The sequence below is a fragment of the Blastococcus sp. CCUG 61487 genome (assembly GCF_005222955.1).
Classification (GTDB): domain Bacteria; phylum Actinomycetota; class Actinomycetes; order Mycobacteriales; family Geodermatophilaceae; genus Blastococcus.
Genome location: NZ_LWUA01000026.1, coordinates 1 through 15,183 on the forward strand (window position 1 = coordinate 1; position 15,183 = coordinate 15,183).

Below are 15,183 nucleotides of genomic sequence, written 5' to 3' on the forward strand. Positions count from 1 at the left end.
CCCGTTCGCCACTGATCCCCCGCCGAAGCAGGTTCACCGTTCGACTTGCATGTGTTAAGCACGCCGCCAGCGTTCGTCCTGAGCCAGGATCAAACTCTCCGTAGATGAATTCGATACCAGCTGAGAACCGAGAGCTAGCACTCTCGATATCAATCAACCAAAGGAATCCCAGCCGCAGATCCGAAGACCCACGACACGGGGAATTACTTGGCACTGACTTTCGGCACGCTGTTGAGTTCTCAAAGAGCGGACGCGCACGAACTCCACCCTCCCGGGCTTCACTCGCGGCTGGATGTCCAACACTACGCCGGTTTCCGATGTCCTCGCCAGTGGCGGGTCTCGGTCCGGCGGCCCCTCGGGGCCGCGCGGCGCAGAGAAGACTGTACACGATCTCCGACCCCGCCTCGCAAGGGGCGTCGCAGTGGCCTGCGTCTCCCGACGCATGCCTGTGGGTCAACGGCCCGCAGGTGGCGGGCATTCCCGCCTCAGAGGCCGAGGAACCCCTCGATGCCCACGGTGAGGCCAGGACGCCGGCCGATCTCCCGGACCGCCAGCAGCACCCCCGGCATGAAGGAGGCCCGGTCGTAGGAGTCGTGGCGCAGGGTCAGGGTCTCCCCCTGCGCACCCATGAGGACCTCCTGGTGGGCGACCAGGCCAGCCAGCCGGACCGCGTGCACCGCCACGCCCTCGACGTCCGCGCCTCGCGCACCGGGCAGCGCGTCGGTCGTGGCGTCCGGCACCGGGTCCATGCCGGCGCGGGTGCGGGCCTCGGCGATCAGCCGCGCCGTGCGGACGGCCGTCCCGGACGGGGCGTCGACCTTGTTCGGGTGGTGCAGCTCCACCACCTCCACGGACGGGAAGAACCGCGCCGCCTCCTGCGCGAACTTCATCAGCAGGAGCGCACCGACGCCGAAGTTCGGGGCGATCACCACGCCGAGCTCGGGCTTCGGCGCCAGCCACTCCCGGATGGTCTCGAGGCGGGCCTCGTCGAAGCCCGTCGTCCCCACCACGCAGTGGATGTTGTTGTCGATGCAGAACCTGATGTTGTCCATGACCACGTCGGGCCGGGTGAAGTCGACGACCACCTGGGTCCCGGCGTCGGCGAGGCCGAACAACCAGTCGCCCTCGTCGACCATGGCGACGAGTTCGAGGTCCTCGGCGGCGTTGACCGCCTTGACCACCTCGGTGCCCATGCGCCCGCGGGCTCCGAGCACGCCCACGTTGATGAGCGGGACGTCGCCGGACGTGGCGGACTGCTGGTCGGTCGCGGAGGTGGTCACGCGGTCAGTCTCCCGGACCGTCGCCGAACCGCAAGGGAGCCCCCTGCCTCACGACCCGGTCGTGGCGCGGCGTCGGGCCGCCTCCCACACGACCAGGCCGACGAGGACGCCGAGCACGTCGGCGACCAGGTCGCCGACCGACGTGCTGCGCCCGAGCACCTCCAGGCCCTGCACCACCTCGCTGACCGCCGCGTAGCCGATCAGCAGCGGCGCCAGCACCTTCGCGGAGATGCCCGCCCAGCGGCCGGTGGAGGCCAGGACGCCGAAGAGCAGCAGGTGCACGACCTTGTCCGCACCGTCGAACCCGGAGGGGACGTCCGACGCGGGCGCGAAGAGCACCGCCAGGGACACCAGGACCGCGACGCTGAAGACGCCCCGAGCCAGAGCGCTGTGGACGGCGAGGCCCCCGTGCTGTGTCATCTTCGGCCTTCCTGCAGGGGCCCGACGTGAGCCTGCGAACGTTGGGGGGCAGGGAGGTCCTTGCTCAGAGGGAGTCGAGGTCCGACTCGCGGTAGGGACCGACGACGGCCAGGCAGGTCGGCCGGCCGAAGACCTCGGCGGCCACCGCGCTCACCTCGTCCTCGTCCACGGCGTCGAGCCGGTCGAGCACCTCGCGCACGGGCAGGTACTCTCCGTAGGAGAGCTCGCTCTTGCCCAGCCGGCTCATCCGGGAGCCGGTGTCCTCCAGGCCCAGCACCATGCCGCCCTTGAGCTGCCCCCGCGCCCGGGCCACCTCCTCGGGCGCGAGCCCGTCGGCCGCCACCCCGGCCAGTTCCTCGCGGATCAGCCGCAGCACCTCGGGCACCCGCTTCTTGGAGCAGCCCGCGTAGACCGAGAAGGTGCCCGTGCCCGCGTAGTGCGCGAGCGAGGACCCGACGCTGTAGACCAGGCCGCGCTTCTCGCGGATCTCCTGGAACAGCCGGGAGCTCATCCCACCACCGACGGCGGTGTCGAGGACGGCGGCGGCGTAGCGGCGCTCGTCCAGCCGCCCCATCGCCGGCGCGCCGAGGAGGAGGTGGGTCTGCTCCGTGCGCCGCGCGATGAGGCCGGTCGAGCGGGCGGGCCGCTCCGGACCGGGCTCACCCAGCCGCAGCGGCGCGGGCGTCCCGTCCCCGGCCAGCCGGTCCCCGAACGCGGCGGTCACCAGGTCGAGCACCTGCTGGTGGTCGACCCGGCCGGCCGCCGTCACCACCATCGACGGGGCGGCGTAGCGGCTCCGGTACCAGCCGTCGACGTCGTCCCGGGTCAGGCCCTCGATCGACTCGACGGTGCCCAGCACCGAGCGCCCCAGCGGGGTGTCCCCGAACAGGGTCTCGGCGAACAGGTCGTGGACGGCGTCGGCGGGCTCGTCGTCGCGCATGGCGATCTCCTCGAGCACCACCGTGCGCTCGGAGTCGAGATCGGCTGCGGTGTTGGTCGCGTCGGTGACCAGGTCGGCCAGCAGCGACACCGCCAGCGGGAGGTCACTGGCGAGCACGTTCGCGTAGTAGCAGGTGTGCTCCTTGGCGGTGAACGCGTTCATCTCCCCGCCGACGGCGTCCATCGCGGTGGCGATCTCCAGCGCGCTGCGCGACGTCGTCCCCTTGAACAGCAAGTGCTCGAGGAAGTGCGACGACCCTGCCACCGACGGCGTCTCGTCGCGCGAGCCGACGCCGACCCAGATGCCCAGCGTGGCCGAGAGGACGCCGGGCATCGTCTCGGTCAGGACCCGCAGGCCTCCGGGCAACGTCGTGCGCTCCACCCGGCCACCGACCTCGTCGAGATCGAGCAGCTCGGTCACCCCGACGGGCGCCGGGGCGGGTGCATCCGCACCCGCCCCGGCCCCGATCACATCAGTCAGGATCACTCACTCGCAGCGGTGGCGTCGGCCGGAGCCTCGGCCGGCGCGGCCGAGCCGGCGTCGCCCTCGGCGACCGGAACGAGGCTGATCTTGCCGCGGGCGTCGATGTCGGTGATCTCCACCTGCATCTTGTCGCCGACGTTGGCCACGTCCTCGACCTTGCCGATGCGCTTGCCGCCACCGAGCTTGCTGATGTGCACCAGGCCGTCGCGGCCGGGCAGCAGCGAGACGAACGCACCGAACGGCGTGGTCTTGACGACGGTGCCGAGGAAGCGCTCGCCGACCTTGGGCAGCGTCGGGTTGGCGATCGCGTTGATCCGGTCCACGGCGGCCTGGGCCGACGGGCCGTCGGAGGCTCCGACGTAGATCGTGCCGTCGTCCTCGATCGTGATGTCGGCGCCGGTCTCGTCCTGGATCGCGTTGATCATCTGGCCCTTGGGCCCGATGACCGCGCCGATCTTGTCGACCGGGATGCGCACCGTGGTGACCCGCGGGGCGTAGGGGCTCATCTCGTCGGGGGCGTCGATGGCCTCGTTCATCACGTCGAGGATGTGCAGCCGGGCCGCGCGGGCCTGGGTCAGCGCACCGGCCAGGACGTCGGACGGGATGCCGTCGAGCTTGGTGTCCAGCTGCAGCGCCGTCACGAAGTCACGGGTGCCGGCGACCTTGAAGTCCATGTCACCGAACGCGTCCTCGGCACCGAGGATGTCGGTCAGCGCCACGTACTCGGTCTTGCCGTCGACCTCGTCGGAGACCAGGCCCATGGCGATGCCGGCGACCGGCGCCTTCAGCGGCACACCGGCGTTGAGCAGGGCCAGCGTCGAGGCGCAGACCGAACCCATCGAGGTGGAGCCGTTGGAGCCCAGCGCCTCGGAGACCTGCCGGATCGCGTAGGGGAACTCCTCGCGGTCGGGCAGCACGGGCACGAGTGCCCGCTCGGCGAGCGCGCCGTGGCCGATCTCGCGCCGCTTGGGCGAGCCCACGCGGCCGGTCTCACCGGTGGAGTACGGCGGGAAGTTGTAGTTGTGCATGTAGCGCTTGCGGGTCACCGGCGAGAGGGTGTCCAGCTGCTGCTCCATGCGGAGCATGTTCAGCGTGGTGACGCCGAGGATCTGGGTCTCGCCGCGCTCGAACAGGGCCGAGCCGTGCACCCGCGGGACGACCTCCACCTCGGCCGACAGCGGCCGGATGTCGGTGACGCCGCGGCCGTCGATGCGGACCTTGTCGCGCAGGATGCGCTGGCGGACGACCTGCTTGGTCAGCGCCCGGAAGGCACCGGAGATCTCCTTCTCCCGGCCCTCGAAGCGCCCGGCCAGCGCGGCCTTGATCTCGTCCTTGAGCGCGTCGGTGGCGTCCTCGCGCTCGGCCTTGCCGGCGATCTGCTGCGCCTGGGCGAGCCGGTCGCCGACCTCGGCCTCGACGGCGGCGTAGACGTCGTCCTGGTAGTCCAGGAAGCGGGGGAACTCCTGGACCGGCTTGGCGGCCTTCTCGGCCAGCGCGGACTGGGCGTCGCACAGCGCCTTGATGAACGGCTTGGCGGCCTCGAGGCCCTGGGCCACGACCTCCTCGGTCGGGGCGGTGGCGCCACCGGCGACGAGCTCGACGGTCTTCTCGGTGGCCTCGGCCTCGACCATCATGATCGCGACGTCGCCATCCGGGAGGACGCGGCCGGCCACGACCATGTCGAAGACGGCGTCCTCGAGCTCGGTGTGGGTCGGGAAGCCGACCCACTGGCCGTTGATCAGCGCGACGCGGGTGGCGCCGATCGGGCCGGAGAACGGCAGCCCGGAGAGCTGGGTGGACGCCGAGGCGGCGTTGATGGCGACCACGTCGTAGAGGTGCTGCGGGTCGAGCGCCATGACGGTGATGACGACCTGGACCTCGTTGCGCAGGCCCTTGGCGAAGGTCGGGCGCAGCGGGCGGTCGATCAGGCGGCAGGTGAGGATCGCGTCCTCGGACGGGCGGCCCTCGCGACGGAAGAACGAACCGGGGATGCGCCCGACGGCGTACATGCGCTCCTCGACGTCGACGGTCAGCGGGAAGAAGTCGAACTGCTCCTTCGGCTGACGGCCGGCCGTGGTGGCCGAGAGCAGCATGGTGTCGCCCATGGTGACGACGACGGAGCCGGCGGCCTGGCGAGCGAGCCGGCCGGTCTCGAAGGTGACCGACCGGCTGCCGAAGCTGCCGTTGTCGATGACCGCGGTGGCGGTGGTGACGCCGTCCTCGGCGTCGAACTCTGCGGTGATGGTGGGTGCGGACACGTGTCCTTCTCTCTTCTTCGTCGCATCGGCCTCGTGCCGACCTGCGACTCCTCCGACGGCCAGTCCCTGACTGGGTGCCGTCCTGCGTCCGGGGCGACCGGTACTCGATCGAAGCCCTCGGGATCGCTTCCCCGCTCGGGGGGAACCCACTCCTCGCGGAGGGTGTGCCCGAGGGCCACTACCGAGGACCGGCCCGTCTGGGGCGCGTCCGGCGGCTGGCCGGTTTCCCCGTGCGGCGGGTGCCGCACGAGGAAGGGGACCGTCCCGGATTCCTCCGGGGCGGTCCCCTGTCGCTCAGCGGCGCAGACCGAGCCGCTCGATCAGCGACCGGTAGCGGTTGATGTCGGTCTTCGCCAGGTAGTTCAGCAGCCGGCGGCGCCGGCCGACCAGCAGGAGCAGGCCACGACGGCTGTGGTGGTCGTGCTTGTGCTGCTTGAGGTGCTCGGTGAGATCGGTGATGCGCTTGCTCAGCATCGCGACCTGGACCTCGGGCGAACCCGTGTCGTTCTCGACCGTGCCGTACTCGGCCATGATCTGCTTCTTCGTCGCGCTCTCCAGCGCCATGGGATCGCCTCCGGGGCGGGTCACGTGTGGCCCCCGGTCTGACTCACGGGGGCAGGTGTCACACATCGTCGGCGGACCGACGACCCCACGAGGCTACATGCCCAGGATCCGGCGGGTGTCGGCGACGTCCTGGGCCATGGCCTCCAGGAGCGCGTCGACGTCGGGGAACGCCGCCATCGGACGCAGTCGCTCGGCGAACTCCACACCGACGTGCTCGCCGTACAGGTCGCCCGCGTAGTCGAGGACGTAGGCCTCCACGGTGCGGCGGCTGCCCTGGAAGGTGGGGTTGCTGCCGACCGAGATCGCCGCGGGCAGCCGCTCGCGCGCGGTCCCGCCGCGCGGGTCGCGGATCACCAGGTGGCCGGCGTAGACGCCGTCGGCCGGGATCGCGGTGAACGGCGGGCTCTCGACGTTCGCGGTCGGGTAGCCGAGGTCGCGGCCCCGGCGGTCGCCGCGCACCACCACGCCGTCGACGCGGTGCGGGCGCCCCAGCGCCCGGGCGGCCGAGGCCATGTCCCCGGCCGCGACGCACGCCCGGATGTAGGTGGAGGAGATCGTCACCTCGTCGTCGTCGACGTTCGCCAGCGGGATCCCCTCGACGGCGAAACCGAACCGCCGGCCCTCGGCGGTGAGGGTGTCGACAGTGCCGGCGGCCTTGTGGCCGTAGGTGAAGTTCTCCCCCACCACGACCTGGGCGGCGTGCAGGTGCTCGACCAGCACCGTGTGGGTGAAGGTCTCCGGTGGCAGCCGCATGAACTCGGGGGTGAACGGCAGCACGCACATGGCGTCGACGCCGAGCTCGGCGACCAGCTCGGCCTTGCGGTCCAGGGCGGTGAGGATCGCGGGGTGGGAACCGGGCCGCACGACCTCGGCCGGGTGCGGGTCGAACGTGAGCAGGAGGCACGGGCGGCGCATCGCCTGCGCGCGGGCCACCGCCGTCCCGATCAGCGACTGGTGCCCGCGGTGGACGCCGTCGTACATGCCGATGGTGACCACCGTGCGGCCGAGATCTGCCGGGGTGGCCTCCAGGCCTCGCCAGCGCTGCACGCGATACGTCCCTGTCGTCCGCTGCTCAGCCGACGCGGTGCAGCCAGCCGTGCGAGTCGGCCACCCGCCCGTGCTGGATGTCGAGCAGTGCCTCGCGCAGCCGCATGGTCAGCGGGCCGGGGGTGCCGTCGCCGACGGTGAAGTCCCCGGTGCGCGCCTTCACCTCGCCGACCGGCGTGATGACGGCGGCGGTGCCGCAGGCGAAGGTCTCGGTGACGGTGCCGTCGGCGACGCCCTGGCGCCACTCGTCGACGGTCCACTTGCGCTCGGTGACCGTGTGCCCCATCTCGCGGGCCAGCGTGATGAGCGAGTCGCGGGTGATGCCGGGCAGCAGGGTGCCGGTGAGCTCCGGAGTGACGAGTTCGGCGTCGTCACCGGAGCCGAGGACGAAGAACAGGTTCATCCCGCCCATCTCCTCGACGTAGCGCTTCTCGACGGCGTCGAGCCACACGACCTGGTCGCAGCCGGCCTCGATGGCCTGTTCCTGGGCCAGCAGGCTCGCGGCGTAGTTGCCGGCGCACTTCACGTCGCCCGTGCCGCCGGGAGCGGCGCGGATGTAGTCCTCGCACAGGTAGACCGACACCGGTTGCACGCCGCGGGGGAAGTACGCGCCGGCCGGGCTGGCGATGACGATGAACAGGTACTCGTGTGCGGGGCGCACCCCGAGGAACGGCTCGCTGGCCAGCATGTAGGGCCGCAGGTACAGGGTCTGGTCGGGCCCCGTGGGCACCCAGTCGCGGTCGGTGTCGACGAGCGCGTCGACGGCGGTCAGGAACGACTCCTCGGGCACCGGGGGCATCGCCAGCCGCCGCGCGCCGCGGGCGAAGCGCGCCGCGTTGGCCTCGGGCCGGAACGTCGCGACGGTGCCGTCGGGCTGCGCGTAGGCCTTGAGCCCCTCGAAGATCGACTGCGCGTAGTGCAGCGCCGCCGTCGCCGGGTCCACCTGCAGCGGCCCGTACGTGGTCAGCCGGGCGTCGTACCAGCCCTCGCCCACGCGGTAGCGCGCCACGAACATGCTGTCGGTGAAGTAGCGGCCGAAGCCCGGGTCCGCGAGCAGCTCGGCGCGCTCGGTGGGGGTGCGACGGCGCACGTCCTCCACGACCACCGGCACACCCTCGGTGAACATCCACGAGGCGGTACGGCTGTCGCTGAGCGTGTCGGTCATGGCTCCCACCTGCGAGTGCGACGGAACGGCACCGGCGCCGCGCGGGCAGCGCCGGTGCCGTCACACTAGTCCGCCGATCACGGCCGGTCGGGTGCCGCGCTCTCGATCACCTCGTAGGACCACAAGTGGGAGGAGTTGGCCGCCGCCGGGGCCAGCGTGTCGCCACCGCCGTCGTGGGCGCGGTCGAAGTCCTGGCCGGACTGCCACGCCTCGTAGGCCTCGTGGCTGCTCCACCGGGTGTAGACGAGGTACTGGTCGGTGCCCTCCAGCGGCCGCAGCAGCTCGAACCACTCGAAGCCCGGCGTCCTCTCGACGGCTCCGGCGCGCCCCCGGAAACGCTCCTCGAAGCGCTCCTGCTTGTCCTTCGGAACGGTGATCGCGTTGATCTTCACGACGCTCATGGGCACCCATCTTCCCGGAGGGCGACGAGCTGAACCCCGTCAGCCCGGTGGGAAGCCGACCGCCACGCGGGCGGTACCGCCGGCGTCCTCGATCAGCGCCGCCAGCCGGCCCTCGGGCTCGATCGCCGCGTGGAGGCCGGGTGCGCCGGTCGCGGCGATCCGCTGCCCGTAGCCCACCGCCGTCGCCTCGTCCGGGGTGAGGACCCGCTCCGGGAAGACCAGCCGGGCGGCGTCGGCCAGCGGGAGAAACCCGGTGCCGCCTCCGGCCACCAGCGCGGCCGCCGCCTCGTCCACGGGCGCGGCCGCGCCGATCGCGAACGGCCCGGACGCGGTCCGCCGCAGCGCGGTCAGGTGCCCGCCGACCCCCAGCGCCGCGCCGGCGTCCCGGGCGATGGCACGGATGTAGGTGCCGGCGCTGCACACCACGGTGATCTCCACGTCGACGAGGTCGGGCTCCGGGCGGCTGACCCGGTCCACGTCCAGGCGGTGCACGGTGACCGCGCGCGGCGCGAGCTCCACCTCCTCGCCAGCCCGCACGCGGTCGTAGGACCGGCGGCCGGCCACCTTCACGGCGCTCACCGACGACGGCACCTGCTGCAGCGGGCCGGTCTGCGCGCCCAGGGCCGCCCGGACCGCGTCGTCGTCCAGACCGGCGGTCGAGGCCGAGGTGAGCAGCTCCCCCTCGCGGTCGTCGGTGACCGTGGCCTGGCCGAGCCGGACCGTCGCCTCGTAGGTCTTGTCGTGCCCGCCCACGTGCCCGAGCAGCCGGGTGGCCGCGCCGACGCCGAGGACCAGCAGCCCGGTCGCCATCGGGTCGAGCGTGCCGGCGTGCCCGACCTTGCGCACCGACAGCGCCCGTCGCGCGCGGGCGACGACGTCGTGCGAGGTCATCCCCCCAGCCTTGTCGACGAGCAGGAGACCCGGGGGGACGTCGGCGTCGGGGCGTCGGGGGCTCACACCGTCACCCTCGCAGGCGCGCTCAGCCACCGGTCACCGGCCACCCGGACGAGCACCCCCACCAGCCGCAGGCCGATGAACAGGCACAACCCGGTCCAGATCCCGGCCAGGCCCCAGTCCAGCGGTCCGGACAGCAGGGACAGCGGCAGGAAGCCGACGATCGCCGAGCCGATCGTGAGCGTGCGCAGGTACGCGACGTCGCCGGCGCCCATCAGGACGCCGTCCAGCGCGAACACCACGCCGGCCAGCGGCTGCATCGCGGCCAGGAACCACCAGACCAGCTGGGCCTGGTCGACGACGGCGGGGTCGTCGGTGAACAGCGGCGGCACGACGCCGCGCAGCGCGAGCAGCGTCGCCGCCACGCCCAGGCCGGTGGCCAACCCCCAGAGCGTCACCCGGCGGGCGGTGGCCCGGGCCTCGGCGCGACGCTCGGCGCCCAGCGCGTGGCCGACCAGCGTCTGCGCGGCGATGGCGTACGCGTCGAGGACCAGCGCGAGGAAGAAGAAGAGCTGCAGCGCGATCTGGTGCGCACCCAGCTGGGCGGCGCCGGCACGCGCGGCGACGCCGGCGGCGACCAGGAACGACAACTGCAGGACGGCGGCCCGCAGCAGCAGGTCCCGGCCGATGACCACCTGCGCGACGACGGCGGCCGGCCGAGGCCGCCACTCCGCGCGCTCCGCGGCCAGCGCCCGGAGGAAGAGCAGGGCGGTGACCGTCTGCCCGATCACGTTCGCGACGGCGGAACCCACCAGGCCCCAGCCGACCGGGTGCACGAGCACCGGGCACAGGACCAGGCTGACGAGGCTCCCGGCCAGCACGAAGCGGACCGGCCGGCGCAGCTCCTGCACGCCGCGCAGCCAGCCGTTGCCGGCCAGCGAGATCAGCAGCAGCGGTGCGCCGAAGGAGGCGACGCGCAGCCAGTCCTCCCCCGCCTGCGCCACGGGACCGTCGCCACCTGCCAGCAGGCGGGTGAGCGGGCCGGCGCCCACCTGGAAGAACAGCAGGACGAGCAGGCCCAGGGCGCAGGCCAGCCAGGTCGCCTGCACGCCCTCGGCGACGGCGCCGGCTCGGTCGCCCGCGCCGGCGCGGCGCGCGGCTCGGGCGGTGGTGCCGTAGGCCAGGAAGTTGAGCAGCGCCGCGGACCAGGCCAGCAGGCCACCGCCGACGGCCAGCCCACCCAGCGCCACCGTGCCGAGGTTGCCGACGACGGCGGTGTCGACGAGCAGGTACAGCGGCTCGGCCGCCAGCACCACGAGGGCGGGCAGCGCCAGGGAGAGCACGGACGGCGGACGCGGGGTGGTGGACCCCGCGTCGGCCGTCTCGCCGGGCCGGGTCACGCCTCGGCGAGCGCCTGGCGGAGGGCCTCGATCGTCTTCTCGCGGTCCAGGTAGGAGCTGTAGCCGGCGGCGAGTGTGTGCCCACCGCCGCCGAGCCCGGACGCGATGCGGGCGACGTCGGTACCACCGCGGGAGCGCAGGGAGACCGACCACGAGCCGTCGTCCTGACCCTTGAGCACGCACGCGACGTCGGCTTCCTCCGCGGCGCGGATGACGTCGACCAGCGCCTCCAGCTGCTCGGCGGGCAGCCCGTGCTCGGCGGCCTCCGCGCTGCTGGACCAGGTCCAGACCAGCCCGGCGCCCACGTCCGGCTCGAGGACCGCGCGTCCGGTCACCACCGACAACAGGCCGAGCCAGCCGAACGGGGCGGTGTCGAACAGCCGGCGGCTGATCGCGGCGTGGTCGATGCCGGTGGCCAGCAGCCGGGCGGCCAGCTCGTGCGTGCTCGGCCGGGTGTTGCCGAACCTGAAGGAGCCGGTGTCGGCGGCGAGTCCGGCGTACAGGCAGGTGGCGAGCCGGCGGTCGATGGCCACGCCGAGGTCGTCGAGGAGGTCGGCGACGAGGGCCACGGTGGCCGGCGCGCCGGGGTCGACGAGGCGGAGCTCGCCGAAGCCCGGGTTGCTGGCGTGGTGGTCGACGACGATCGAGGTGCCCGCCGTGTCCAGCAACCCGGCCAGCTCGCCGAGGCGGCCGGGCGAGGCGGCGTCGAGGCTCACGAAGACGTCCGGGGACGACGGGAGCGCGCTGGACGGGACGAACCCTTCGGCGCCCGGCAACCAGCCCAGCGAGGCCGGCAGGGCGGACGTCCCGGGGAAGGTGGGCAGGACGAGGGCGCCGCGACGGCGGAGGCCCTCGGCGAGGGCGAGCGTGCTGCCGAGAGCGTCGGCGTCCGGGTTGACGTGGCCGGAGAGGACCACGGTGGCCCGCGCCTCGGCGGCCTCGGAGAGGACCCCGGCCACGGTGCGGGACGCCGCGGCGATCCGCCTGGTGGCGGCGGCGGTGGACGGCACGGCCATCGGTCAGCCACCCGCTCCCGGATCGGCGACGGGTGGGGCGTCGTCCTCCACGCCGACCCGGCCGCCGCCCACGGGGTAGCCGGGACCGCCGTCGTCGGGTTCGTCGGTGGTGATGCTGTCCGCGTCGCCCACCTGCCCGCGGCGGCCACCGTCGGTCGGGTCGCCCGCGACGGGCATCTCGCGGCCGCCCAGCTCGGACACGCCCTGGCCCTCGTCGGGCCGGTGCGGGTCGGGGTCGTTCTCGCTCACAGCGCGCTCCTACTGCGGGAGGGGTCCTCGGCACTGTCATCGGCAGTGTCGTGCCCGACCGGGTGGTCCGCGGCGAGATCGTCGTCGTCCTCGTCCGACTCCGGCTCCGCCGGCTTCCGGTAGGGGTCGGGCTCGCCCGCGTACTGGGCGCCTTCCCGGGCCCGGGCCAGTTCGGCGTCGGCGTGGCGGGCCCGCTCCAACGCCTCCTCCAGCTCGCGGGCGGTGTCGGGGACGATGTCGGCGACGAAGGTCAGCGTCGGCACGAACTTGATGCCGGTCTGCTTGCCCACGGTGGAGCGCAGCACGCCGGTGGCGCTCGCGAGCGCGGCGGCCGAGTCGGCGACCTGCGTCTCGTCGCCGTAGACGGTGTAGAAGATCGTCGCCTCACGCAGGTCGCTGGCGACCCGGGCGTCGGTGACGGTGACCATGCCCAGCCGCGGGTCCTTGATCTGGGTCTCGATCGCGGCGGAGACGATCTGACGGATGCGCACCGCCAGCTTGCGTGCGCGAGCCGGATCGGCCATGTCGCACCTCCAGTGTTCGTGAGAAGGACGGGTCCTCTTAGTCGTCTCCGTCGGAGTGCAGCTGCCGGTGCGTCGACAGCAGCGTCACCTCCGGTCGCTCGGCCAGCAACCGTTCGCAGGCATCCAGGACGTCGATCACCTGACCGGGTTCACCGGCGACCGTGGCGACGCCGACCTGCACGCGGCGGTGCAGGTCCTGGTCGCCGACCTCGGCGGCGGCCACGGCGAAGCGCCGCCGCAGCTCGGCCACGATCGGCCGGACGACGGCGCGCTTGCCCTTGAGCGAGTGGACGTCGCCCAGCAGCAGGTCGGCGGTGAGAGTCCCGGTGAACACGCGCCTCCGTTCCCGATCCCGTCGCGGCCTCGGCGTCCTCCCCCACCGCGCAGCGTCCTCCCTCACCGTCGACGGCGAGGGAGGACCCTCGATGATCAGGTCACCTGATCATCGAGGGTCCCCGCCCGGCCTCAGGTGCGCGGGATCTCGCGCATCTCGAAGGTCTGGATGACGTCGTCGACCTTGATGTCGTTGTACGACCCCAGCCCGATACCGCACTCGTAGCCCTCGCGGACCTCGGTCACGTCGTCCTTGAACCGGCGCAGCGACTCGACGGTCAGGTTGTCCGCGACGATCGCGCCGTCGCGGAGCAGCCGGGCCTTGGAGTTCCGGTTGATCGTGCCGGTGCGGACGATCGAACCCGCGACGTTGCCGATCTTCGGCACCCGGAAGACCTCGCGGACCTCCGCGGTCCCGAGCTGGACCTCCTCGTACTCCGGCTTGAGCATCCCCTTGAGGGCGGCTTCCATCTCGTCGATGGCCTGGTAGAGAACCGTGTAGTACCGGACGTCCACACCCTCGCGGGTGGCCAGCTCGGTCGCCTGGCCCTCGGCCCGGACGTTGAAGCCGATGACGATGACGTCGTCGGCCAGCGCCAGGTCGATGTCGCTCTTGGTGATGCCACCCACCCCGCGGTGGATGACCCGCAGCGCGATCTCGTCGGGCAGCTCGATCTTCATGAGCGCCTCTTCGAGCGCCTCGACGGTGCCCGAGTTGTCGCCCTTGATGATCAGGTTGAGCTGACGGGTCTCCTTGAGCGCGGCGTCGAGGTCCTCGAGGCTGATCCGCTTGCGCATGGAAGCGTTCTGCGCGCTGCGGATGCGGGCCTGGCGGCGGTCGGCGATCTGCCGGGCCACCCGGTCCTCCTCGACGACCAGGAAGGTGTCGCCGGCGCGGGGCACCGAGGTGAGACCCACGACCTGCACGGGGCGGGCCGGCAGGGCCTCCTTCAGCTTGTTCCCGTGCTCGTCGAGCAGCGAGCGGACACGGCCGTAGGCGTCGCCGGCCACGATCGAGTCGCCCTGGCGCAGCGTGCCGCGCTGGACGAGCACCGTGGCCACGGGGCCGCGGCCCTTGTCCAGCTTGGCGTCGATGACGACACCCTGCGGGTCCTGCTCGGTGTTGGCGCGCAGGTCCAGCGAGGCGTCGGCGGTCAGCAGGACCGCGGTCAGCAGCTCGTCGAGGCCCTGGCGGGTGGTCGCGGAGACGTCGACGAACATCGTGTCGCCGCCGTACTCCTCGGCCACCAGCCCGTACTCGGTGAGCTGCTGACGGATCTTGGCCGGGTTGGCCGTGTCCTTGTCGATCTTGTTGACCGCGACCACGATCGGCACGTCGGCGGCCTGGGCGTGGTTGAGCGCCTCGACCGTCTGCGGCATGACGCCGTCGTCGGCCGCCACGACCAGGATGACGATGTCGGTGACCTTCGCCCCACGGGCACGCATCGCGGTGAACGACTCGTGACCCGGGGTGTCGATGAAGGTGACCGGACGCTCGTTGCCCTCCAGCTCGGTGACGATCTGGTAGGCGCCGATGTGCTGGGTGATGCCGCCGGCCTCGCGCGACACGACGTTCGCGTCCCGCAGGGCGTCCAGCAGCTTGGTCTTCCCGTGGTCGACGTGACCCATGACCGTGACCACCGGCGGCCGGGGGCTCCAGTCGTCCTCGTCGCCCTCCTCGTCACCGAAGGTGAGGTCGAAGGTCTCGAGGAGCTCGCGGTCCTCGTCCTCGGGGCTGACCACCTGGATGTTCCAGCCGATCTCGGCCCCGAGCAGCTGCAGCGTGTCGTCGTTGACCGACTGCGTCGCGGTGATCATCTCGCCCAGGTGGAACAGGGCGGTGACCAGCGCGGCGGGCTCGGCGTTGATCCGCTCGGCCAGGTCGGTCAGCGAGGCGCCACGAGGCAGCCGGACGGTCTGCCCGTTGCCGCGGGGCAGGCTGACGCCGCCCATCGACGGCGCGGCCATCGAGTCGAATTCCTGACGCCGCTGCTTCTTGCTCTTGCGGCCACGGACAGGACCGCGACCGCCGGGGCGACCGAACGCACCGGCCGTGGCGGCACCTGTGCCACCACGACCACGGCCGCGGCCGCCGCCACCACGGAAACCGCCACCGGCCGGGGCGGGACCCCCGCCGCCGGGACGGAAACCACCGCCGCCGCCGGGACCACCGGGCCGACCGCCGCCGCCGGGACCGCCCGAGCGACGC

15 protein-coding genes and 1 rRNA gene are annotated in these 15,183 nt (G+C 72.6%); all 16 read right to left on the minus strand.

Features of this window, described 5'->3' with window-relative positions; all coding sequences use genetic code 11:
• Nucleotides 1-105, minus strand: a 16S ribosomal RNA gene (locus tag A6V29_RS02800); the annotation flags it as partial.
• Between the two features lie 380 nt (nt 106-485).
• A complete protein-coding gene (gene dapB, locus A6V29_RS02805; RefSeq protein WP_137158880.1) occupies nt 486-1,280 on the minus strand; it encodes a 4-hydroxy-tetrahydrodipicolinate reductase in 795 nt (264 codons plus the stop codon).
• A 48-nt stretch (nt 1,281-1,328) separates the two neighbouring features.
• Nucleotides 1,329-1,700, minus strand: a complete 372-nt coding sequence (locus A6V29_RS02810) for a VanZ family protein (RefSeq protein WP_137158881.1) — start codon at nt 1,698-1,700, stop codon at nt 1,329-1,331.
• A gap of 64 nt (nt 1,701-1,764) precedes the next feature.
• Complete coding sequence (locus tag A6V29_RS02815) at nt 1,765-3,111, minus strand: M16 family metallopeptidase (protein ID WP_249932960.1); 1,347 nt, start codon at nt 3,109-3,111, stop codon at nt 1,765-1,767.
• A gap of 11 nt (nt 3,112-3,122) precedes the next feature.
• Nucleotides 3,123-5,381, minus strand: a complete 2,259-nt coding sequence (locus A6V29_RS02820; protein WP_170977664.1) for a polyribonucleotide nucleotidyltransferase — start codon at nt 5,379-5,381, stop codon at nt 3,123-3,125.
• A gap of 294 nt (nt 5,382-5,675) precedes the next feature.
• Nucleotides 5,676-5,969 carry a 30S ribosomal protein S15 gene (gene rpsO / locus A6V29_RS02825; protein ID WP_502700058.1) on the minus strand — a complete coding sequence of 98 codons (294 nt, stop codon included), beginning with the start codon at nt 5,967-5,969 and terminating at the stop codon, nt 5,676-5,678.
• 69 nt (nt 5,970-6,038) lie between these two features.
• Nucleotides 6,039-6,992, minus strand: a complete 954-nt coding sequence (locus A6V29_RS02830) for a bifunctional riboflavin kinase/FAD synthetase (RefSeq protein WP_137158884.1) — start codon at nt 6,990-6,992, stop codon at nt 6,039-6,041.
• A 25-nt stretch (nt 6,993-7,017) separates the two neighbouring features.
• Nucleotides 7,018-8,157 (minus strand): branched-chain amino acid aminotransferase, encoded by a 1,140-nt coding sequence (locus A6V29_RS02835; protein WP_137158885.1) that lies wholly within the window; start codon nt 8,155-8,157, stop codon nt 7,018-7,020.
• Nucleotides 8,158-8,234: 77 nt separating this feature from the next.
• Nucleotides 8,235-8,558, minus strand: coding sequence for an antibiotic biosynthesis monooxygenase family protein (locus tag A6V29_RS02840; protein ID WP_137158886.1), 324 nt, complete (start codon nt 8,556-8,558; stop codon nt 8,235-8,237).
• A gap of 39 nt (nt 8,559-8,597) precedes the next feature.
• Complete coding sequence (gene truB, locus A6V29_RS02845) at nt 8,598-9,515, minus strand: tRNA pseudouridine(55) synthase TruB (protein ID WP_137158887.1); 918 nt, start codon at nt 9,513-9,515, stop codon at nt 8,598-8,600.
• The gene (locus A6V29_RS02850) at nt 9,512-10,852 is read right to left on the minus strand and encodes an MATE family efflux transporter (protein ID WP_249932961.1); all 1,341 of its coding nucleotides are present in this window, start codon (nt 10,850-10,852) and stop codon (nt 9,512-9,514) included. Before A6V29_RS02850 ends, truB begins: the two co-directional genes overlap by 4 nt.
• Nucleotides 10,849-11,868 (minus strand): DHH family phosphoesterase, encoded by a 1,020-nt coding sequence (locus A6V29_RS02855; RefSeq protein WP_137158888.1) that lies wholly within the window; start codon nt 11,866-11,868, stop codon nt 10,849-10,851. The genes A6V29_RS02850 and A6V29_RS02855 overlap by 4 nt, the downstream gene beginning before the upstream one ends.
• Nucleotides 11,869-11,871: 3 nt before the next feature.
• Nucleotides 11,872-12,117: a hypothetical protein gene (locus A6V29_RS02860; protein ID WP_137158889.1), complete on the minus strand. Its 246-nt coding sequence runs from the start codon at nt 12,115-12,117 to the stop codon at nt 11,872-11,874.
• The gene (gene rbfA / locus A6V29_RS02865) at nt 12,114-12,641 is read right to left on the minus strand and encodes a 30S ribosome-binding factor RbfA (RefSeq protein WP_137158890.1); all 528 of its coding nucleotides are present in this window, start codon (nt 12,639-12,641) and stop codon (nt 12,114-12,116) included. The genes A6V29_RS02860 and rbfA overlap by 4 nt, the downstream gene beginning before the upstream one ends.
• A 37-nt stretch (nt 12,642-12,678) precedes the next feature.
• The gene (locus tag A6V29_RS02870; protein WP_137158891.1) at nt 12,679-12,975 is read right to left on the minus strand and encodes a DUF503 domain-containing protein; all 297 of its coding nucleotides are present in this window, start codon (nt 12,973-12,975) and stop codon (nt 12,679-12,681) included.
• Nucleotides 12,976-13,106: 131 nt separating this feature from the next.
• Nucleotides 13,107-14,942, minus strand: coding sequence for a translation initiation factor IF-2 (gene infB, locus A6V29_RS02875; RefSeq protein ID WP_249932963.1), 1,836 nt, complete (start codon nt 14,940-14,942; stop codon nt 13,107-13,109).
• Nucleotides 14,943-15,183: the final 241 nt, after the last annotated feature.

Excerpts from the sequence above, each read along its gene's own strand:
- A6V29_RS02810 (WP_137158881.1), bottom strand. The coding sequence starts at position 1,700 with ATGACACAGCACGGGGGCCTCGCCGTCCACAGCGCTCTGGCTCGGGGC.
- A6V29_RS02835 (WP_137158885.1), bottom strand. The coding sequence starts at position 8,157 with ATGACCGACACGCTCAGCGACAGCCGTACCGCCTCGTGGATGTTCACC.
- A6V29_RS02840 (WP_137158886.1), bottom strand. The coding sequence starts at position 8,558 with ATGAGCGTCGTGAAGATCAACGCGATCACCGTTCCGAAGGACAAGCAG.
- A6V29_RS02855 (WP_137158888.1), bottom strand. The coding sequence starts at position 11,868 with ATGGCCGTGCCGTCCACCGCCGCCGCCACCAGGCGGATCGCCGCGGCG.
- rbfA (WP_137158890.1), bottom strand. The coding sequence starts at position 12,641 with ATGGCCGATCCGGCTCGCGCACGCAAGCTGGCGGTGCGCATCCGTCAG.
- infB (WP_249932963.1), bottom strand. The coding sequence starts at position 14,942 with ATGGCCGCGCCGTCGATGGGCGGCGTCAGCCTGCCCCGCGGCAACGGG.